Origin of the sequence: Aquimarina sp. ERC-38 (assembly GCF_026222555.1) — a bacterium.
Taxonomy (GTDB): domain Bacteria; phylum Bacteroidota; class Bacteroidia; order Flavobacteriales; family Flavobacteriaceae; genus Aquimarina.
Genome location: NZ_CP098511.1, coordinates 1,366,237 through 1,387,739, shown reverse-complemented (window position 1 = coordinate 1,387,739; position 21,503 = coordinate 1,366,237). Strand labels below are relative to the sequence as shown.

Sequence of the window (21,503 nt, the reverse complement as noted above, 5' to 3'; positions counted from 1 at the left end):
TAAGTATTGGTTAAAAAGACAGATACCATTGTTCTTTATACAACAAAAAACGACCTTACCTTTATCGTCAGTAAAGTCATTAATTCCATATCCATATGCAATGATGTTACAATAAACGACAAAAATTAGAAATGTTGCAAAATATTCTGAGTATATAAATTATGAGTACTATTAAGACTGCATTAATTACAGGAGCAACCAGCGGTATTGGCAGGGCTACCGCAATTGCTTTTGCAGAGCAAAATATAAATTTAATTATTTGTGGAAGGCGTAAAGAACGTTTACTAGAACTACAATATCAATTACAAGAAAAGGTTGAAGTACATACGTTATCTTTTGATGTTAGGGATAAAAAAGCCGTTTTTTCAGAAATTGGGAGTTTACCAGGAAAATATCGACAAATTGATATTCTTGTTAATAATGCCGGAAATGCTCATGGCCTTGATTCTTTACAAGAAGGAAGTATAGAAGATTGGGATGCTATGATGGATATTAATGTAAAAGGTTTATTGTATGTTTCTAAAGCCGTCACTCCCGGGATGATTGCCAGAAAATCCGGATTTGTGATTAATGTAGGTTCTACTGCGGCCAAAGAAGTGTATCCTAAAGGAAACGTATATTGCGCCAGTAAACACGCGGTTGATGCTATCACTCAGGGAATGCGAATTGATTTCAATCCGTATGGTATCCGGGTAGGTGCCATTCATCCGGGACTGGTCGAAACCGAGTTTAGTAATGTCCGGTTTAAAGGAGATAAGGATCGTGCGGATCAAACTTACAAAGGATTTGAACCCTTACATTCTGAAGATATCGCAGACGCCATTGTTTTTATGATTACCCGCCCCCCTCATGTAACTATTGGAGATATGGTTATAGTACCTACGGCACAGGCAACCACTACTATCGTTCATAAAGAGTTGTATTATTAGATAAAAACCTACGAACAATAAGAATTACTTTTAAAAGTTATCATGTTAGCAAACCACCTATGATATTTTACTTAGTAAAAATTAATTCTTAAATAAATTTTTTTATGAAAAGTAAGATTTCTCTCCTTTTATTTATTTCTGTACTATTTATGTCTTGTGGAGACAATGATGATGATGGTAATGATAGTAATGCTATGATCGCCGGAACGTATCAACTGGTTTCTATGACTTCTTCGGGGTTCGCCTTAATTGATTTTAATGGGGATGGTAGTACGTCAGAAAACCTGGTTGAAGAATTACCATGTTATGAGGATACTCAACTTGTTTTAAAAAATGATTTGACTTTTGAATTTACCGTAAGTGATATTGAATCTTTTTTAAACAATGGAGATTTTACGTGTTTTATTAATTCGGCATCAGGCTCGTACTCTCTAGATGGTGACAGATTAACTATCACAGATGGTGATGAAGAGGAAGGAGTATTAACTTTTGAATTTAGAGAAGGGGTGCTTACACAAACCTTAACGGATTCCGATATTTACCTGGACTTAGATTCGGATGAAGACATTTTGTTAAGATATGAGCTGCAGTAGTTCTTAATAAATAATTTTCTAATAAAAGCTTGATTTGATATAATCAGGCTTTTTTTTGCTTTATCCCGAACTTTTCTATTTTTGCTCATCAAGTTTGATTAACTTTAGTTTTCTGCAAAATCAAAACCGGATTTCTAACCTTGAGGGGTTAGTAGAATTGTTGCTTTACTAATGATTAATAAACGCCTACTTATCAAACATTTGCTAGCTCATAATGATGAGAATAGCTTTTACGATAAAAAACGCAGGTTAAATATTGGGGAAAAGGAAGGGAAAGCCAAGTTCCTAAAGCACGTATGTGCGCTTGCCAATTCAAATCCTAAAAATAATTCGTTTATCGTTATTGGTGTTGAAGATGCTGATAATAGTGTAATCGGAACTGATTTTTTTGATGATAGTAAAATCCAAAATCTAATCAACGCTTACCTGGAAAATCCACCTAAGGTAACTTATGAGAATATCTCATTTCCTCATCTACCTAATGATAAGGTAGTTGGTTTAGTAACCATCCGGGCGCAGGAAGAAAAATTATGTGCTTTACGTCGCAACATCTGGAAGTATTATGGAGGCAGTGTGTTTTTCAGGGATGGTAGTATGAGTATGCCTAAAGTATTTAAAAGTGATATAAAGGATACTAATTCAAGCATTGTAAACGCCTTAGAAAAGCATGCCCAAAATAATATTAAACTTACGCTGGACGGGGTATTTGATTTTATGCAAACGCGAAAGGACTACCAACCCACTTATAAAGTATTTAACGAGTATTTTGTAGTTTGTTGGGCAGGAAAGAAAAAACAAACGAAAGAAAAAGTTTATTATTCCCGGGTAGATATTGCCTTAATTAACGAACAGGTAACCTTATTTTATTCTCAATTAGACGAAGTAAGTATTGAAATTGCCGAAGATGCTTTTGTAATTGTGGAATACGTACGCTTAGGTTTTAACGGAAGCGCACAGTATTATCCGCTAGAAGAGGTGACCATTCGTTTTAAAAACAATGTAAGCTATGATATCGAAAACAAATTGTTGTTTCAGCCCCCGGCTTTTGATAAAAAAGCGCTGTATCATTTGTACAATTCAAACAATACTTTATTAGAAAAATTACATAAAAAACAACAACTAAACCCTATCGAAAAACAGGATGTACTTAACCTCCCTGCCTCTTATGTTTTATTTTACATTAATGGTTTTGAAGGCGCCCTTGATAAACTGGAAGATGCCAAAGCGGTATTAAAAAGCTATCCGAACGAAAAAGTATATATTTCTTATAAAGAAAGCCTGAGAATATTACGGAAGTTGCGGTATAATTGAAGATATAATCCATAAATATCGTTTTAGAAACATTAGCGTCTGGTAAAGACTTAAGATCGCTATCGCTTCTAGAATCAAGAATCAAGACTAATTATTATAATATTGAAAATCAATATTATAAGATTACATACGTAAAATACAAATTACTTCTAAAAAGTAAAAAAGCAACCTTCAAATATTTTAAAATTTGGAGTTATCCTATTTACTATGCATTATAAACTTTTGTATATTTAAATCGGACGCTAATATTTTAGAAATATAAAAATTTGGCTAACTAGAAATTTTTTATAAAGTAATTTAGTATATTTATAAATATTAGATCATAAATATGTCCTTAAACCGAAAATATAAAAAACGTAATACTCCCTTTGGTAAAAAGGTGGAATCCAAAGGTGATCGGTTAAATTGGAAATCTATAAATAATACAGAGAAGGTTAATCTATCATCTGTTTTATCGAAAGGAAAAGTAGTTTTTATAAATAAAAAAACTGAACCTCTTCTAGTTCCTTAAATAAATTGTTTTTAATGCGCAGCTTCGCTGCTTTTAAAAACAGGGTTCATTGTATTATTTTCTGGATCCCGCCATGCAGCGGGATTAGTTCAACCAACTGTTTTTAATGCGTAGCTTCGCTGCTTTTAAAAACAGGGTTTCACTAAATTATCTTATTTTTAGGAAAAAATTGCTGTGATGAATAAAACATCGGGTCGAACCTTTGTTATTGGAGATATCCATGGAGCCTTACGTGCGCTACAACAACTTCTAGAACGTATAAAAGTCACTACTGCTGATACCCTTATTTTCTTAGGGGATTATGTAGATGGATGGAGTGAAAGCGCAACCCTGGTTAGTTATTTATTTGAACTTAAAAAGGAATATAACTGTATTTTCATACGGGGAAATCATGATGAACTTTGCTATAAATGGCTTAAAGAGCGAACACATAATCCGGAATGGCTAATGCACGGCGGACAGGCCACTATGGATTCGTATGAAGTGATCACTTATGAAAATTTAAAGAAGCATTATACTTTTTTTGAAGATCTTCAGGATTATTACGTTGATGATTCTAACCGACTTTTTTTACATGCAGGTTTTACTAATTTACATGGACCTACACGCGAATATTTCAGTAAATTATTCTATTGGGATCGAACCCTTTGGGAAACTGCCCTGGCGTTAAATCCCACACTTTCTAAAGAAGATCCGATCTATCCAAAACGCTTGTTATTATTTGATGAAATTTATATTGGACATACCCCAGTCACCCGCATTGGTAAAACAAAGCCAATAAATGCTGCGTGTGTTTGGAATATAGATACGGGGGCTGCTTTTAAAGGTCCGCTTACCGCTTTAAACATTGAAACTAAGGAATACTTTCAAACCGAACCCGTGTATCAGTTATATCCTAATGAAAATGGAAGGAATTAGAAATTATTTTATTCCCATCATTCGATAGGCTTCATCAATGTAAGTGTAAAAATCCGCAGTAAAAGGTTGACCGTTAATAAAAGTACCTCTATGGTGACCTAGTCGAACGATAATCACATCATCTTCAGGAATTACAATGACGTATTGCCCTAGGATACCTCGCATGGCAAAAATCTCTTTGTTTTTATAATCTGAAAGCCAGAATCCATAGCCGTATTGCGGAGAATCTGAAAATTTTGAAGTAGTTGCAAGCTCAATAAAACGTGCATCTAATACTTGTTTTCTGTTAAAAACACCTCTATTTTTAAATAATTGACCAAACCGAGCGAAATCATGGGCATTGCTAGAAATACAACAATAGGCTTTTACCAAATCATTTTCCTTACTATCCACTTGCCATAAAGCATCTTGTGTCATTCGTAAAGGTTTCCAGAAAGATTCACTTAAATAATGATATAGGGTTTTTCCGGTTGCTTTTTCTATCGCCATCGCTAAAATCTGGGTATTACCACTTAAATATCTATAGGACTGTCCCGGAGTATCAACAATTTCCAGGGTTTTCATCAGTTCGTCCAACTCATGTTCATAATACGCACGGGCGGTAATGGAAAACGGACTGGTATAATGTTCAGTCCAGTTTAATCCTGAAGACATGGATGAAAAATCCCCAATCGTAGCTTGAGCAGCCAATCCGGTCGAAAATTCGGGTATAAAATCACCTATAGGTTGGTCTAAGTTTTCTACATACCCATCCTGAATAGCTTTGAACAATAGTGCGCTAACCACACTTTTTGCCATAGAAAACGAATTGGTTTGAGAATCCGTACCGTAACCTTCAGCGTATTTTTCAAACCAAATACTATCGTTTTTAATGATTAAAAAAGCAACAGTTTCTAATTTATTATTTGTTTCCTGAAGCTTCTCTGTAGGTAGTATTTCGTTATAACTTTTATGATGAGGCCAGGGTAAGGGATTATTAGCTTTTTTTACGATGGCATTGTCAAAATAAACATGATCATCTATAAAAGCAGAGCTATGCCCGGTCATATAAACTACTCGTACCCCTTTTAAAATATAAGCATAGTCAAATATGTATAAGAGAATTACAATTAATGCTATAATTGATACTAAAGTAAGTCCGGTATATTTTAAAATTTTCATAGGTGTTACTTAAGATCTACAAGATAAAAAAGACGTACTGAAGTTACCTAAATATTTCTCCAAAGATTTAAGGGTCTTCGACAAGCTCAGACGGACCTCTTCGACCAGCTCATATGAACATCTTTGAAAAGTTCAGATAGATATTATCTATCTAAAGAATATTTTGTAATGGTTCCTTTAAAATAAAGATTGTTGTTTTACGGGATTTTCATGATCGAGCAACCATTTTTTTCGCCATAACCCACCGGCATAACCCGTGAGTTCCCCATTACTTCCGATTACCCTATGACAGGGTACTACAATCCATAAAGGATTTTTACCATTTGCACTAGCGGCAGCCCGTATACATTTAGGGTCTCCTAATTTTTTAGCAATGTCCATATAAGAACAGGTCTTTCCGAAGGGAATTTGAAGTAATTCTTTCCAAACCTTTTTCTGAAAATCCGTTCCGGAAGGGTTTACATTAAAATCAAATTCAGTTCGCTTTCCTTTAAAATATTCCTGTAATTGTTTAACAGCTGTTTTTAATTCATCCGGAACCTTATCTGATAGGTTCGCAGGTTCTTTTTCATTAAGAATTGAAATGGAGGAAATACCTTCTTTACTTCCCCTTATTTGAGCAATTCCTAAAGGCGTTTCTATAAAAGATTCGGTTTCCATTATTCGGTCGGACTATCCAGTAAACCCATTTGTTTAGCACGTTGTTCCCAGTTTTTCCTGGCAAGTTCCTGCATGTCATCTTCCCGGTCACTTTCGTCAATAATTTCAAGCCCTAACAGCGTCTCGATTACATCTTCCATAGAGACAATGCCACTGATGGTACCAAATTCATCTACTACTACGGCAATATGATGTTTTGTTTCTACTAATTGATCAAAAAGTTCGGGGATAGGCAAATCTCTCTTTGTAAATAGGATAGGCCGTTTAATATCTCCCAGTGTCATTTCACCATTGCCGTTTGCCATTTCTTTAAAGATTTCATCTTTTAACACCTGACCGGTAATATTATCCGTTTTGTCTTTAAATACAGGTACCCGTGAAAATCGTAAATTCTGGTTTTCTTTAAAAAAATCTGCTATGGTAACATCTTCGTTAGCAATTTTCATCACCGTACGTGGGGTCATTACACTTTTAGTCAGGATCTTTTTAAAGTTTAATAAATTACGTATGACTTTAGATTCGGATTCTTTAAATACGCCTTCTTCTTCGGCAATTGCTGTCATCGCGGTAAAATCTTCACGACTTAACACCGAACCGTGATGTCCTTTCCCCCCGATTAGTTTTGTTGTTAATTGTAGGAGCCATAGAATACCGGTATATTTTAAAGGAAATATCATGATATTCAACGTTTTCGCAGAAAAATTCGCCAGTTGTTTCCAATAAGTGGCCCCGATAGTTTTAGGAATAATTTCTGAAGCTACCAAAATTAAAATGGTCATCACCGTAGACACAATACCGACCATTAAATCTTCACTCATCGTTACTCCAAAAAAGCTTTGTACCTGATCTCCGTAGAGTTCTTTGTATGCGGTTTTTGCCTGTACTCCCACCAGAATAGCCCCTACTGTATGCGCAATAGTGTTTAGGGTTAAAATTGCAATTAACGGGCGGTCAATATCTTTTTTAAATTCTTCAAGGGTACGGGCATATTCTTTACCTTCTTTTTGTTTTACATTGATAAAAGTAGGAGTTACACTTAAAAGCACCGCTTCTAAAATGGAGCATAAAAAGGAAAAGAAAATAGAAACAAATGCATAAACAAATAACAAGGCCATAACCAAAAATTTAGAAGCTAAGGTACATATTTGAACCTTAACATAATAATGAGTAATGCGCTCAATCCGGTCATTCAATAATCCTAAAATGTATAGATTACCTTTTATAGTGTTTGAAGGGGGTAGATTTTTATATTAGTGTTCGGTAAAGATTCAAGATCGCTATCGCTTCTAGAATCAAGAACCAAGACTATTATTATGATATTAAAAATAATATTATATAATTATTCAAGGCTCTAGTTTACAATAACATTGGTCTATAAAATTACCCAACTATTTTATTTACAGCTATCTATCTTATCCTAAATCTTTTCCAAAGGAAAGAACTTTGGACTACCTTCCTTTTGGGAAGAACTAAGGATGGATAGGTTTATATGAATTAGAATTATCAAAGTTATTGTAAACTAGGGCTTTATTCAAGTAAAGAACTAATTAATTTTAAAAAAGTAAAAAAACAACCTTCGAATACCTTAAAGTTTGGGACTACCTTATTTTCATATGCTTATAAATTTCTATTCATTTTAACCGAACACTAACAATATTTTTATCTAGAATACAGTCTTAAGCTAAAAAAGCATCTTGATTAGCTTAAAAGTTATAGGCATGTAATTTAAAGTTCAATCTAATACTTAAATTTCCAGTTATCAGCGACCTCCCCCTGTTTGCAGGCGGGTTTTACATTTAAAAATAAAATTACTCCTTCCTATCTACAATACTATACATATAGGCAGTTAAGGCTTCCAGTTCTTCCTGTGAAAAGGTTTTTAATACTGCAAAATTTGTTTTCATTACCGAATATTGTTCGGGTTTTACGATAGGTTTTCCTTCTTGTTTTAAAAAGGCAATCATATCTGCGTTTTGCTCTTTATAAATACCTACAATTTCTTGTATACTTGGGCCTATGGAGTTTTTGTATAATTGGTGGCAAGAAGTACAGTTTCCTTTACCTTTATACAGCTTTTGTCCTATTTCTACCTGGCTTAGTTGTGTTTGGTTTTTTAGCTTAATGTTATTAGAAGTCTTTTCTTCTTTGGAGGTATTACATGAATTTAGTAACAACCCAAAACTTACTATTAATGGAATTAAATTTGTTTTCATAATTATGTAATTAATCGAATGGCATCTTTAGCAAAATAACTGGCAATCAATGAAGCTCCGGCTCTTTTAATGGCAGTAAGTTGTTCTAATAAAACGGCATCATGATCCAGCCAACCTTTTTCAGCGGCAGCTTTGACCATAGCATACTCCCCACTTACCTGATACACGGCAATCGGAACAGTGACTACCTCACTAATGCTCTTAACAATATCCAAGTAACATAATCCGGGCTTTACCATCACCATATCGGCACCTTCTTCAATATCTACCAGGGTTTCTTCAATAGCTTCATTGGTATTCCCAAAATCCATCTGGTAAGTCTTTTTATCCTTCGGGGATTCATTGCCTGCCCCGGGAGCAGAATCCAACGCATCCCGGAAAGGCCCGTAAAAGGACGATGCATATTTGGCACTATAACTCATAATGCCCGTATCTTTAAAATTTGCTTCTTCTAAAGTATCCCGAATGGCTTTAATCCTACCGTCCATCATGTCGCTGGGCGCTACAAAATCCGCCCCAGCTACTGCGTGGGTTAATGCCATTTCTGCCAGTACCGCTACCGACTGGTCATTATCCACTTGCCCGTTAGTTATGATCCCATCATGCCCGTATGAAGAATACGGATCAAGAGCAACATCGGTCATGACCAGCATGTCAGGCACCGTATCTTTAATGGTTTTTACGGCACGTTGCATCAATCCATCAGGATTTAGGGCTTCGGTACCTTTATTATCTTTTAAATGGTCTTCGGCTTTTGCAAATATGAGTACTGCTTTTAAACCCATACTCCATAACTCCCGCACTTCTTGTTTTAATACATCCAGACTGTATCGATAATAGCCAGGCATAGAAGCTATTTCGTCTTTGACCTGGGTACCTTCTACTACAAAAACAGGAACAATAAAATCATTAGGAGTGATCCAATGTTCGCGAACCAGGGAGCGTAAGGCTTCAGAACTTCGTAAACGTCGGTTTCTTCTTAGTAAATGCATAGTTTTAGTAAAATGCAAAGATACTTATATTCATTGTTTGCTAATTTTTTCTTTGCTTAATTATTTTGCTTTTCCGCCTAATTATCAATTTTTTCTATCATTTTTACTAAAACAAAAATTTCCCTTTCGTTTTACCGTTTAACGAAAATCAAAAGATTTGTAACCAGAATATGTAACAAATTAGCGATATTGGACACTTATAGATCGAACTTTATTTTAGCAATCTTTTTATGTTAAACATTCAGAATTTAAATAAACAATATCCTAACGGAACCAAAGCGCTACAGGATGTCAACCTAACCTTAGACAAAGGTATGTTTGGTTTACTGGGACCTAATGGTGCCGGTAAATCCAGTTTGATGCGTACCATTGCCACTTTACAACAAGCGGATTCCGGTAGCATCGTTTTTAATGATGTGGATGTATTTGAACAACCTGATGAAATCCGAAAAATCCTGGGTTATTTACCACAGGATTTTGGAGTATATCCTAAAATTTCTGCGGAAGCCATGTTACAACATATTGCTAAAGTTAAAGGGATTACCAATGCTACTGAACGAAAGAATTATGTATTAGATTTATTACAAAAGGTAAACCTCTATAAATTCAGAAAACGAAATCTGGGGGATTTTTCTGGGGGGATGCGCCAGCGTTTTGGGATTGCTCAAGCCTTGATTGGTAATCCGCAGTTAATTATTGTTGATGAACCTACAGCTGGGTTAGACCCTTTGGAACGAAACCGTTTCCATAATCTATTAAGTGAACTGGGCGAGGAAGCCGTGGTTATTTTATCTACGCATATCGTTGATGATGTTTCTAATTTATGTGAAAACATGGCGGTTTTTTATGAAGGCCGAATTTTAGTGCAAGGACAACCACAGGAATTATCTTCGTCGCTAGACGGAAAGGTATTTACCCGAAGTATTGCAAAAGATGAACTGGAATCCTATCAGGAAAAATATGTTGTTCTTAGTAATTACCTGAAAGCAGGAAAATTACATATTAATGTTTTTAGTGAATTACCTCCTGGAGAAGGTTTTCAAACAGTTACAAATAACCTGGAGGATTTTTATTTTTATACGATTTACAAAGATACCAAACCGGTAGCGGAGCAAGTTCCGGATTCTTTAGCCTAAAAATATATTGCATTCTTAGCATAAAAAAATGAAAGAAATTTTTCAATTTGAATTACAATACAGGTTTGGCCGTCCGGCGACCTGGATTTATTGCGCTTTAGGGTTTTTAATTGCCGTTTTAATAAGTGCTTTCGACAAGTCCGGTACGGCAGAATTTGTAAATAGTCCTAATAGCATTGCAAGAAATATCGGAACGGTTTCTGTAATTTCCCTTTTCTTCTATGCCGCGATTATGGGAGTGCCTATTTACCGGGATCAGGATCATAAAACGGCTCAGACCTATTTTACCTTTCCTATCCCTGAAAAATCCTACGTATTAGGTCGGTTTTTAGGGAGTTTTACGATTGTTACTATCCTAAATCTCTTCGTTGTGCTGGGGATGATGATTGGATATGCTATAGGAATGTTCTTAGAAAGACCGGATTACGGAACCTATACTGGTTTTGACCTGACAGCTTACGTATTGCCTTTTCTTTTTATTTTAGAGATTAATGCTTTTGTAGTAGGGGCTTTATTCTTTAGCTTAATGGCTTTTTTTAAAAAAATGCCTATTATTTATTTGGGCGGAATTTCGCTTTTTGTACTCTATAGCCTGGCTGGTAGTTTGCTTAGTGACATAGATTATCAATGGTTAAGTACCTATTTAGATCCGTTCGGAAGCAGGGTGTTTTCTTTTGTCAAGAAATATTGGTCTATCAATGAACTCAATACGTTCCAACTGCCTATTTATGGTAAATTTTTGACGAACCGTTTGTTATGGTTAGGGTTCGGGTTACTTTTACTGGGATTTACCGTATTTAAATTTAGTTACCAAGGCTTTTTAGTGGTTTCAAAAAAGAAGTCAAAGGAATCGGATGTATCCTACGAACCTAAAGGACCTTTTGCTATAAAACAGGTGTTTTCAAAAGCTGCAGAACGTCAAAAATTATTTTCGCTTGCCAAAATTGAATTTTTATCTATTTTAAAAGATCCGATTTTTATTATCCTTTCGATCATTGGCGTTATCGTGGCTATTTTTACAATTTATCAGGCAAATAGTTTGTATGGCACGCCTAATTTGCCTTTGACCCGGTATACGGTTACGTATATTTCAGGTGGAATTTTATTACTCTCTGTAATTATTTTAATTATTTATTCGGGGGAAGCGGTGCATCGTACCCGTTCTAATAAAACCTTCATTTTTTATGATGCTTTACCTATATCTAATACCAGTTTATATGCTTCTAAGCTAACGGCACTGATAGGAATTTCTTTATTACTTACGTTATTAAATGTGGTTATCGGAATGCTTTATCAGCTTTTTAACGGATATGTTGGTTTTGAACTAGAAATGTCACTCACCTATAACTTTACCGTGGTTTTACCCATATTTTTAGCTACTACCCTCCTTGCTTTTTTTGTTCATGTATTGATCAACAATAAATTCTTAGGTCATTTTATAGTGATTATCCTATACGTAGGTATTCCCATATTTATGACGTTTGCAATTAAGAGTACCAACCCTATGTGGTCCTTTCCTTCTACTACTCCTTTATTTCTAAGTGATATTAGTGGTTTTGGGCATTATCTTCCTGGTATTTTATGGTTAAATTTATATTGGATTTTATTAACCGGTTTACTGGCTATTATCGGGAGTTTATTCTGGACCCGGGGTTTCTTTACCGGATTTAAAGAACGCTGGAAACTGGCAACTTCGCGCTTTACTTATAAAACCGCTCTGGTACTGGCAGTTGTCGGAATTACTTTCTTTTCAGTAGCAGGCTATAGTTACTATAATATTGCTGTTTTAAATTATAATGAGACTAGTAGTTATGGTGAAAAACTAAATGCAGAAGCCGAAAAAAAATACGGGAAATACCTGAATGCAGCACATCCGCAAGTTACAGATGTTGAGGCAAACATCGATATATTTCCGGAAGAACGTAATATTAGTGCTACTGGAACATTTACAGTGACAAATACCTATGATAAAGCCATAGACACACTTATGCTTAATATTCAGCATCCTACACACGATACCCGGATTACTAAAGTATTATACAAAGGGCAAACGCTGGAACCCGTAGTTTCTGATAGAGAATATCGTATGTATTTCTATAAACTGCCCAGTCCGATGTATCCTAAAGATACTACACAGCTACAAATTGAAATGTTTGCGGAAACCAAAGGTTTTGCGAACTCCCTGGAAACTGAAATTTTAGAAAACGGTACGTTTTTCAGGCATACTATTTTTCCCAGCTTTCATTATGAACGAACGCTAATAGATAACGGAGTACGGACTAAATACGGGTTAAAAAAGCTGGATTTTATAAATCCGCCTAGAACAGATTCAGTTGCTTTGAGTACGAACCTTTTTAATAAAGACAGTCATTATGTTACTTTTAAAGCAACAATTAGTACCGCAGAAGATCAAATTGCCTTAGCACCCGGTAAATTGGTAAAAACTTGGAAAGAAGAAGGACGATCCTTTTATAGCTACGAATTAGAATCAAAAACAGACCTGTTTTTTAATATCATTTCCGCAAGGTATGAAGTCACTAAAGATAAATGGATTTCGCCTAAAGGAAAAAAAGTAACTGTTGAAATTTATCATTCTCCGAAGCATACCCGTAACCTGGATTACTTTATAAAGGGCGTACAAAAAGCTCTGACCTATTGTTCTGAAAATTTTATGGAATATCCCAACTCTGTAATTAGAGTTGTAGAATTCCCGGCACATACTACCTTTGCACAGTCTTTTGCCACCACGATTCCTTACTCAGAAGATTTTGGCTTTTCGGCTAATTTTGAGAAAGCTGAAGATCTAAATTATGCTTTTACCATTACCGCTCATGAAGTCGGACATCAATGGTGGGGGCATATCGTAACGCCCAGTAATACACGTGGCGCCAATATTATCAGTGAAACCCTGGCAGAATACGTAAACTTAATGACGATGAAAGAAGAATACGGTGAAAACAGTATTAAAATCTTTCTAAAATACGCCTTAGACACGTATTTACATCAACGTTCCTTTAGCTTTAAACCCGAAAGACCTATAATTGATGTGGAAACGGGTCAACATATCTGGTATCAAAAAGGTTCTATGGTGATGTACTTAATCCAGGATTTAATTGGGGAAGATACTGTCAACACTGCTCTAAAAGAATTTCTGAATGAATATAAATATTTTGAAAAGGGTATCTATCCAACTTCCGAAGATTTTTACCAAGCTATCTATGAAGTAACGCCGGATTCTTTAAAATACGTCGTAGATGATGGTTTTAAAGAAATTGTATTATATGAAAACCGGGTAACCAAAGCTGAAACTAAGCAATTACCAGATGAAACCTTTGAAACCACATTTACCGTTACTTCAAAGAAAACTTATTATGATGATACCGGAAAAGAGAAACGAGTGGATTCTACGGCTAATTATATAGATATTGGGGTTTTTGGGGAAGATATTGAGGACGAACAGGAAGTTCCGAGTAAAAACCCTTTTTATTTTAAAACTAAAGCTTTACCTCTTGGGGAATCTACTTTTACAGTCGTTACTAAACAAAAGCCTGTAAAAGCTGGGATCGATCCTTATAACAAGTTAATCGACCGAAATTCTGATGATAACCTGATGTTTGTTGAGGAGAAGTAGTAGTTTCTTATTAAAAGATGAAGGTAACCTAAGGTGCATTTTTGGAGAAAAGGTTGACCCATTTTGACCAGACGGATAGGTTGCTATTACTCTGAGAAATAAGACTCTTATTAGTAAAGTGAAGGTAGTTAAAACCAATTTTTAATAGAAAATAGAAACCTTAGCCTTTATTGAAATTCCGAAAACTTTTTTTGTTTCTATGTTGAAAAAGTTCCTTATTTCTGAAACCATTCCGGGATATAAGCGTCTATCTTAACAAAACATCCTAATGACCATTACTACTTCTATTTATCGTTTTTGTTTACTGCTATTTGTTTTGATAATAAGTCAAAGAAACTATTCTCAAACAAAAAGTGCTCTTGTGTCTGATGCTATAACCAAAAAGCCAATTCCTTTTGCCACAGTTAAAATTTTAGAAAACAAAGGGGTGATTACAAATGAAGAAGGGCGCTTTAGTTTTCAAATTGATGAGTCTTATAAGGTAGTAGATTCTATTTATATTTCATCCATTGGTTATGAAAGTAAAGCCATTGCCTTACATGTACCGATGGATAGTATTCTGTACCTTCAACCTGCTGCGATCGAATTAGAAAGTGCATTTATCTCTAATAAAAACCTTACAGTTGACGAAATTATCGATAAGGTTAAAGAAAACCTTGCTCAAAACTACGATCGTAATTTAACAGATAAAAAGTTGTTTGTTAGACAATCGGACTTTGATGAAATTGATCATCTCAAGCTTACCAAGTATAAATCTACCATCGATGCTTTTAGCAGGAAATTAGTAGATAGTGTAATAGGTTTAGTTCCTAGAAAATCTCAATACTACCAGGAAGCCTTATGTACTTATACAAGCGATTTTTTAAGAAAAAAACTATATATTGAAAAAGGGGTCGAGTTATACAATAAAGAGAATCAGCTTTCTATGGAAGGGGTTTCAGAAAAAATTAAAAAGATTATTAATGAAAACACAAAGCCTGATTCATATTTTAAATTAAAATCCGGTTGGTTACCCGGTTTTAAGTTAGAACTGGATTCTATCCGGGATGAAGATCATTCGGATACTAAAGATAAACTTCAAGATTCAGTTCCTAAAGCCAGTTATTTTGTAAGAAGCCAGAAAAATGCTTTAAAAGATGTGTACTCCGAACTGTTTTTTGTGGCCGGTACGAAAATTAATGTCATTGAAAAATCCAACCGGTATGATTTTACTATAAAAGAGGTTAGCCTTCTTGACGACCAGGTGGTGTATGTAATTACTTTTGAACCTAAGAGAAATGAGGATTTCAAAGGGATTTTATATATTTCGACTGAGGACTTTGCAGTGGTACGAATTGAATATGAGAATGTACAACGACTTAAAAATGTGCATTTATTGGGAATCCACTATCAGGAGCTTTTATATACGGGACTAAGCATTTTTCAAAAAAATGAAAATGGAAAATACGCTTTAAAATACCATGAGAAAAAAGAAGGAATACGGGTAAATGTAGACCGTCCTTTTAAAATTAAGGAATTAAATAAAAAAGTAAAAGGCAGAAATAAGCAGAACGAGCTTTCTTTTAATTTGGATATTGGCACCTCAAACGTCATGAAATATGAAGTAATTGTATTTAACGAATCTGAGGTTACTGAAAACGCCTTTGAAAGTATCACGGAAAACCTAACTTTTAAACCGGTGTATCATGCGCAGTACAATCCTGATTTCTGGAAAGACGATGCTATCTTAGAACCTAACCAAGCCATTCGGAATTTTACTTCTATTACCAGTGAATAAGGTGAAGTTATAATTCCAATTCTTTCAGTAATTCTGAAAAAGGTTTAGGTTCATACTCCGGAAAAACAGCAGTAGTATATGCCGTATTTTCTATGATGTAATACGGATTATTTTCATTTCGTAAGTTGTCATTATGTATGTTGACAATATCTTGAATAAACCGATTAATCCGTAAAACTTCGTCATAAGAAATTGTCCGACGAACGGTAGGCTGATCACTTTTGTAAACCAGGTAATCGTGCCGAAAACTTAGAGATTGACAAGAACCTGCTTTATCGTGGTATTCAAAAGTAAAATCCTTGGATTCAAAAATTTTATTAATGTTTTCCACCGTAGGAGGCACTTCCCTGGCACAACTAACAAGGCTTATAATTAATAAGAGGGTTAATAGGTATTTCATATTTCTATTTAAGAAGCGCTTGTTAAAATTATAGCTAAACTAATTTTAAATTTTGCAACAGAAATATGTTTTTACAACAATTTTCTTTTCTCTTCAAAATACTTTACAATTTCTTCCGAACTTAAATTCATAACCTCTTTGCTAATTCGATCTCTTTGTTCTCGCATGAACTTTACAGTATCAAATTTTTTTTACGGTCTTTTTTTCTTTAGTTTTCATATGTTACTAATTCTCTTGGTGAACGAATATCAATAGGTTTATATTATTTGTAAAACTAAATTAACCCACGGTATCCGTCAGTTCGATTTCTTCGATCGAAGGAAGAAGTGTAATTCATCTACGTTTAGCAAAACTATTAAGTCTTTCGAGCAAGCTCAATATGATAAGGATTTAAGTCAAAAAGCTATTCTCGATATCCTCGATCAAGTCAAGGACAGGCTATTTTTTCTTAATTTCATTACGAAAAAATACTCGAATTGACACTTTTTTCCCTAAATGCACCATGAGCTAGATTAATAATTCACTACAAGACTATTTTTTACCGAATCTTCAAAATCGATATTTTCAATATTACTAACTAACAGTCCGATACCTCCCGTTTTTGAAGCCACAATATATTCCGTTTGAAATTGTTTTTCTTTTTTATAAGCACGTACATATTTCAACTTAATAATCTTAGAATTAGAGGTATAAAAATACCGACCATGAATACGCTGATAGCGAATTTTTTCTTTTTTTGACTCCGCTTTTCTCTTTTTATTAAGAATATCTACGTGTTGTGCCGCCCGTTGCTCATCAAATGTAAAAAAGTCACAGGCATATACAAAAACATAATTTTCAATATTAGAAGTTTGAGCAAATATCTGAAAATCGGTTTTCTTTTCTTCCAGATTCTTTAATTCTGACAAAGCAAAATTACGTAAGATTGGTTTATTTTGTAAAGTATCTAAAGCAAGTCGAAACTGATCCGTTTCTATTTTTACGTATCCTTTAGGAAGTTTAATAGTGTTCTCACGGAATTTTATAATATTTTCCGCAGGCTTTCTAAATAAACCCGCCGTAGCCGAACTGTCTTTAAATAAATCGCATCCGGTTAAAACAATAACCGATAGCAATAGTAGCATTTTTTTCATATGGGGCGTTTGAATTAATACTATATTCTGCCTAAGTATCTCACTTAGAGCCTAGCAATATAGTAAAATATTTAAGAAAACGAGTATTTTATCGATTATAAATGCATTTTAACTGATTTAATAACAAGTAGTAATGTGTATTTTCCATAAATTTACCTGTTAAAAAGTAGGAAGACTGTTTTAACCCCAAATTCATTTTATTGTAAAATTGCTAATAGCTTATCCTGTTTATTAAAGTGACAAGAACCTTTTTAAACTATCCATTCCCTCGGGTTTTGTAAAATAGCAACCAGTTTTGCTTCTTCACTACCCGGTTTAGGATGGTAATCGTATTTCCATTGTACTACTGGGGGTAAACTCATTAGAATACTTTCGATCCTTCCATTAGTTCGTAAACCAAATAGGGTTCCTTTGTCATGTACCAGGTTAAATTCTACGTAACGCCCTCTTCGGATTTCTTGCCAGTTTTTTTGTTCTTTAGTAAATGATAAGTACTGCCTTTTTCTAACAATAGGTATGTAGGCATCTAAAAAACTGTCGGCTACCGTAGTAACAAAGTCGTACCAGTTTTGCATACTCATACGATCACTCTTTTTACAATAATCAAAAAATAAGCCTCCTACCCCACGTCCTTCTTTACGATGGGCGTTATAGAAATACGCATCGCACTTTTTCTTGTAATCCGGATAAAAGCTAGGATTAAACTGATCACAGGATTTTTTACATACGCTATGAAAATGAACGGCATCTTCTTCAAAAATATAATAAGGGGTCAAGTCTAATCCGCCTCCAAACCAGCTGTCTATCAGGTTTTCTTCTTGATCGTACATTTCAAAATAACGCCAATTTGCATGTACCGTAGGAACCATTGGGTTTGCCGGATGTAGTACTAAAGACAATCCGCAAGCAAAAAAGTTAACATCACCTACTTTAAAATAAGATTGCATCGCAGGAGGCAAAGCTCCGTGTACTCCTGAAATATTAACTCCCCCTTTTTCAAAAATAGCACCATTCTCAATAATACGAGATCGGCCTCCCCCACCTTCTTCACGTTTCCAAATGTCTTCTTTAAATACTGCCTTACCATCTAAAGCTTCCAGAGTGGAAGTAATTGTATCTTGTAATTCTTGAATATACTGGTAAAACTTTTCTTTCATGTTTTGATATTTACTTTTACAACCACTCACAGTTTATCAAACTAAGTACACCAAATTATTATTTGAGGTTTTAAATTCCTGTAAATTTGATACTTCTTTAGCTTCTTTTACATTTTTATCTAAAATCTCCAGAAATTCCGGAATAGTATAATTCCTATTCTTTCTAAAAATTTCCCTTCCCATTTTATTATTATGTAGATCCATGGTTTTATCTAACAAGTCATTAGGTGCCAGTTCTTCATGTAAATCAGTAATCGTTTTAGCCCAGGTAATTGAAGTCACTATGTTCTTATTGATTTTAAATACATTTTTACTAATCAGAATATTCCATAGCGCATGACGGAAAGCATTGGGTTTACCTGTTAAATGATGTTCTTTATGATATAATTGATCACAAATAGTAATGGTTTGCTTAGTTGCTTGTAATGTAGGCCAAATATATAAGGGCTTCTTGATCAAAATCCACGAAAGGTTGAAGAATTCTTTAAAACTCAACCGCCTGATAAGAGCCCCAACCTGCATGTTATACTACGATTGATAGCTTTTTACCGCATCTACAAAAGCTTTTGCATTTTCTACAGGAATATTAGGCAATATCCCATGACCCAGGTTTACTATATAGCGGTCTTTGCCGAACTCATTAATCATTTGTGTAACCATTTTTTTAATCTCTGCGGGTGGAGATAATAATCGGGAAGGATCAAAATTGCCTTGTAAAGTAATATTTCCACCCGTCAAGTATCTTGCATTTTGTGCGGAGCAAGTCCAATCTATGCCTAATGCGGTTGCACCAGAAGTCGCCATTTCTTTTAATGCAAACCAACAGCCTTTCCCAAATACGATGACCTCCGTATGCTCTTTTAAGGCATCTACAATTTGCTGAATATATTTCCAGGAAAATTCCTGGTAATCTACCGGAGATAACATGCCTCCCCAGCTATCAAATACTTGAACCGCGTTTACCCCGGCAGCTACTTTTTCTTTTAAGTACGCAATAGTAGTATCCGTGATCTTTTGTAACAGTTGATGTGCTGCTTCAGGTTGTGTAAAGCAAAAACCTTTAGCTTTATCAAAGTTTTTAGATCCCTGACCCTGGACTGCATAACATAGGATAGTCCACGGAGACCCTGCAAATCCGATTAAAGGCACCCGGTTTGCCAGTTTTTCTTTGGTCATTTTAATTGCTTCCATAACATACCCTAAAGTATCTTGAATTTGAGGAACAATTACCCAATCTACATCTGCCGGAGTCCTAATCGGATTAGGTAACCATGGGCCAATACCATCTTTCATCTGCACTTCAATATTCATAGCCTGCGGAATCACCAAAATATCACTAAACAGAATGGCTGCATCCGGCTCAATAATATCAATAGGCTGTACCGTAATCTCTGAGGCTAACTCAGGGGTTTGGCATCTGGTAAAAAAATCATATTTACGCTTTAGTGCCATAAATTCAGGTAAGTATCGACCTGCCTGACGCATCATCCACACCGGTGGTCTTTCTACAGTTTCTCCTCTAAGTGCTTTAAGAAATAAATCGTTTTTGATCATAATATATATGACTACTATTAAGTTAGCTTTTTCTAAATGTTTTAATTGCCTGTACAATCATACTTTCTATGGAAGGATGATTGGCTATCATGTAATTCTTGGTATGCTTTTTTGCTTCACCAGCTGTAGTAGTTCCAATGCAAAAGGCGGTACTATCCCCTATATTATTTACTTTACAAAAACTTTGTACTGCTGAAGGACTGGCAAACAGAATTCCATCAAAAGTACGGTTAAATTTCTGGTAGTTAAAAGTAGTATGATAGACAATTTTTTCAATATAAGAAACTTGATGTTTTGTTAGTAAGTCAGGTAGTTCATCTCTACGTAAGTTTCCACATAAAAAAAGAAAACTTTCCGCTTTATACTGATTATAAATTTTTTCTGCTAAAGCAGAAGCATTATCAGCTACTTCAACTACGTTACTCCCTGTATCTTCTATAATCCTTTTTAACTTGGCACCTACACAAAAAAATCGTTTCTTTTTTATGCTATTAGCAATAGTAGTATCTCTGTTTTTTATTGCTTCCCAGGCATTTTTACTGGTAATAATAAGGTTTTGAATACTATTAAAATTATCCGGAAGCTCAAAGGCTTTACTTTTAATCTTGATAGCATCATAAGACACCAAACCTACTCCGGAGTTTAATAGTAATTCTTTTTGAGCCGGGAGTAAGGTCTTTGTAGACAGGAGGGTTTTATTTTTTATAGTATCTCTAATACTACTATTTATACTACAACTATAGATAAGATATAATAGAAGAATTAATAATATTTGTATTTTTTAAGCTGACAAAGGATTTATTTGAATCTGTCCGCCAATAGCTTTTAACACTTTTACAATAGTTGCAAATTGAGGTTTAGCCCCATCCGATAAAGCTTTGTATAAACTAGGTCTACTCAACCCAGTTTCCTCCGCAATTTTCGACATTCCAATTGCTTTTGCAACATGACCAATAGCAACAACCATATCAGCATCATTACCTTCTTCCAGAACAGTATTAAGATATTCTACAATCATTTCTTTACTGTCTAGATAATCTGCAATATCAAATTTTGAAGTTTCCATTTTATAAATTATTTAATTTATTCCAAATTTCTTTTGCTTTCTTAATATCTTTTTGTTGAGTTGATTTATCTCCACCTATTAGTAAAATAATTATTCTCCCATTTTTCTCCTTGAAATAAATACGATATTCTTTAGCAAAATTTATTCTAATTTCTTTAATTCCATCACCTACAGGTTTGCAATCTCCAAAATGTTCGTCATTTTCTAATCTTTGAATTCTATAAAGAATTTTTGTTTTAGCTTTTGAGTCTTTTAATTTTCTAAACCATTTATTAAACTCTTTTGTTTTCTCAATAAAAAACATACCAACTGTCTCTAGATGAATACGAATTTAAATATTTATAAAAAAACTACAATTATT

General features: G+C 34.5%; 20 protein-coding genes. 7 read left to right on the top strand and 13 right to left on the bottom strand.

Annotated features, from left to right (window positions below):
• The first annotated feature begins 161 nt into the window (after window positions 1-161).
• From NBT05_RS05950 to NBT05_RS05935, 4 genes are all read left to right on the top strand, one after another.
• Window positions 162-929: an SDR family NAD(P)-dependent oxidoreductase gene (locus tag NBT05_RS05950; RefSeq protein WP_265772576.1), complete on the top strand. Its 768-nt coding sequence runs from the start codon at window positions 162-164 to the stop codon at window positions 927-929.
• A gap of 104 nt (window positions 930-1,033) precedes the next feature.
• Window positions 1,034-1,522: a lipocalin family protein gene (locus NBT05_RS05945; protein WP_265772575.1), complete on the top strand. Its 489-nt coding sequence runs from the start codon at window positions 1,034-1,036 to the stop codon at window positions 1,520-1,522.
• Window positions 1,523-1,693: 171 nt separating this feature from the next.
• Window positions 1,694-2,833 (top strand): ATP-binding protein, encoded by a 1,140-nt coding sequence (locus NBT05_RS05940; RefSeq protein ID WP_265772574.1) that lies wholly within the window; start codon window positions 1,694-1,696, stop codon window positions 2,831-2,833.
• Window positions 2,834-3,521: 688 nt separating this feature from the next.
• Window positions 3,522-4,262 carry a metallophosphoesterase gene (locus NBT05_RS05935; RefSeq protein ID WP_265772573.1) on the top strand — a complete coding sequence of 247 codons (741 nt, stop codon included), beginning with the start codon at window positions 3,522-3,524 and terminating at the stop codon, window positions 4,260-4,262.
• 3 nt (window positions 4,263-4,265) lie between these two features.
• Here NBT05_RS05935 and NBT05_RS05930 read toward each other — a convergent pair whose 3' ends face one another.
• From NBT05_RS05930 to hemB, 5 genes are all read right to left on the bottom strand, one after another.
• Complete coding sequence (locus NBT05_RS05930) at window positions 4,266-5,423, bottom strand: serine hydrolase domain-containing protein (protein ID WP_265772572.1); 1,158 nt, start codon at window positions 5,421-5,423, stop codon at window positions 4,266-4,268.
• A 177-nt stretch (window positions 5,424-5,600) separates the two neighbouring features.
• Window positions 5,601-6,083, bottom strand: coding sequence for a methylated-DNA--[protein]-cysteine S-methyltransferase (locus NBT05_RS05925; protein ID WP_265772571.1), 483 nt, complete (start codon window positions 6,081-6,083; stop codon window positions 5,601-5,603).
• On the bottom strand, window positions 6,083-7,198 hold the full coding sequence (locus NBT05_RS05920) for a CNNM domain-containing protein (RefSeq protein WP_265772570.1): 1,116 nt from the start codon (window positions 7,196-7,198) through the stop codon (window positions 6,083-6,085). The genes NBT05_RS05925 and NBT05_RS05920 overlap by 1 nt, the downstream gene beginning before the upstream one ends.
• A gap of 693 nt (window positions 7,199-7,891) precedes the next feature.
• Window positions 7,892-8,296 (bottom strand): c-type cytochrome, encoded by a 405-nt coding sequence (locus tag NBT05_RS05915; RefSeq protein ID WP_265772569.1) that lies wholly within the window; start codon window positions 8,294-8,296, stop codon window positions 7,892-7,894.
• Between the two features lie 2 nt (window positions 8,297-8,298).
• Window positions 8,299-9,288 (bottom strand): porphobilinogen synthase, encoded by a 990-nt coding sequence (hemB, locus tag NBT05_RS05910; protein WP_265772568.1) that lies wholly within the window; start codon window positions 9,286-9,288, stop codon window positions 8,299-8,301.
• A 230-nt stretch (window positions 9,289-9,518) separates the two neighbouring features.
• Between hemB and NBT05_RS05905 the strand changes: the two genes are divergently transcribed.
• From NBT05_RS05905 to NBT05_RS05895, 3 genes are all read left to right on the top strand, one after another.
• Entirely contained in the window at window positions 9,519-10,424 is a 906-nt protein-coding gene (locus NBT05_RS05905; RefSeq protein ID WP_265772567.1) for an ABC transporter ATP-binding protein, read from the top strand.
• 28 nt (window positions 10,425-10,452) lie between these two features.
• Window positions 10,453-14,055, top strand: coding sequence for an ABC transporter permease/M1 family aminopeptidase (locus tag NBT05_RS05900; protein ID WP_265772566.1), 3,603 nt, complete (start codon window positions 10,453-10,455; stop codon window positions 14,053-14,055).
• Between the two features lie 361 nt (window positions 14,056-14,416).
• A complete protein-coding gene (locus NBT05_RS05895; RefSeq protein WP_265772565.1) occupies window positions 14,417-15,832 on the top strand; it encodes a carboxypeptidase-like regulatory domain-containing protein in 1,416 nt (471 codons plus the stop codon).
• A gap of 7 nt (window positions 15,833-15,839) precedes the next feature.
• Here NBT05_RS05895 and NBT05_RS05890 read toward each other — a convergent pair whose 3' ends face one another.
• From NBT05_RS05890 to NBT05_RS05855, 8 genes are all read right to left on the bottom strand, one after another.
• Window positions 15,840-16,232 carry a hypothetical protein gene (locus NBT05_RS05890; RefSeq protein WP_265772564.1) on the bottom strand — a complete coding sequence of 131 codons (393 nt, stop codon included), beginning with the start codon at window positions 16,230-16,232 and terminating at the stop codon, window positions 15,840-15,842.
• 512 nt (window positions 16,233-16,744) lie between these two features.
• On the bottom strand, window positions 16,745-17,365 hold the full coding sequence (locus NBT05_RS05885; protein ID WP_265772563.1) for a hypothetical protein: 621 nt from the start codon (window positions 17,363-17,365) through the stop codon (window positions 16,745-16,747).
• A 251-nt stretch (window positions 17,366-17,616) separates the two neighbouring features.
• A complete protein-coding gene (gene hemF, locus NBT05_RS05880; protein WP_265772562.1) occupies window positions 17,617-18,522 on the bottom strand; it encodes an oxygen-dependent coproporphyrinogen oxidase in 906 nt (301 codons plus the stop codon).
• 36 nt (window positions 18,523-18,558) lie between these two features.
• Entirely contained in the window at window positions 18,559-18,981 is a 423-nt protein-coding gene (locus NBT05_RS05875; protein ID WP_265772561.1) for a DUF6973 domain-containing protein, read from the bottom strand.
• A 69-nt stretch (window positions 18,982-19,050) separates the two neighbouring features.
• A complete protein-coding gene (gene hemE, locus NBT05_RS05870) occupies window positions 19,051-20,076 on the bottom strand; it encodes a uroporphyrinogen decarboxylase (RefSeq protein WP_265772560.1) in 1,026 nt (341 codons plus the stop codon).
• 22 nt (window positions 20,077-20,098) lie between these two features.
• Window positions 20,099-20,701 carry a uroporphyrinogen-III synthase gene (locus NBT05_RS05865; RefSeq protein WP_265772558.1) on the bottom strand — a complete coding sequence of 201 codons (603 nt, stop codon included), beginning with the start codon at window positions 20,699-20,701 and terminating at the stop codon, window positions 20,099-20,101.
• Window positions 20,702-20,857: 156 nt separating this feature from the next.
• A complete protein-coding gene (locus tag NBT05_RS05860) occupies window positions 20,858-21,142 on the bottom strand; it encodes an addiction module antidote protein (protein WP_265772557.1) in 285 nt (94 codons plus the stop codon).
• A gap of 1 nt (window position 21,143) precedes the next feature.
• Entirely contained in the window at window positions 21,144-21,446 is a 303-nt protein-coding gene (locus NBT05_RS05855; protein WP_265772556.1) for a type II toxin-antitoxin system RelE/ParE family toxin, read from the bottom strand.
• Window positions 21,447-21,503 lie beyond the last annotated feature (57 nt).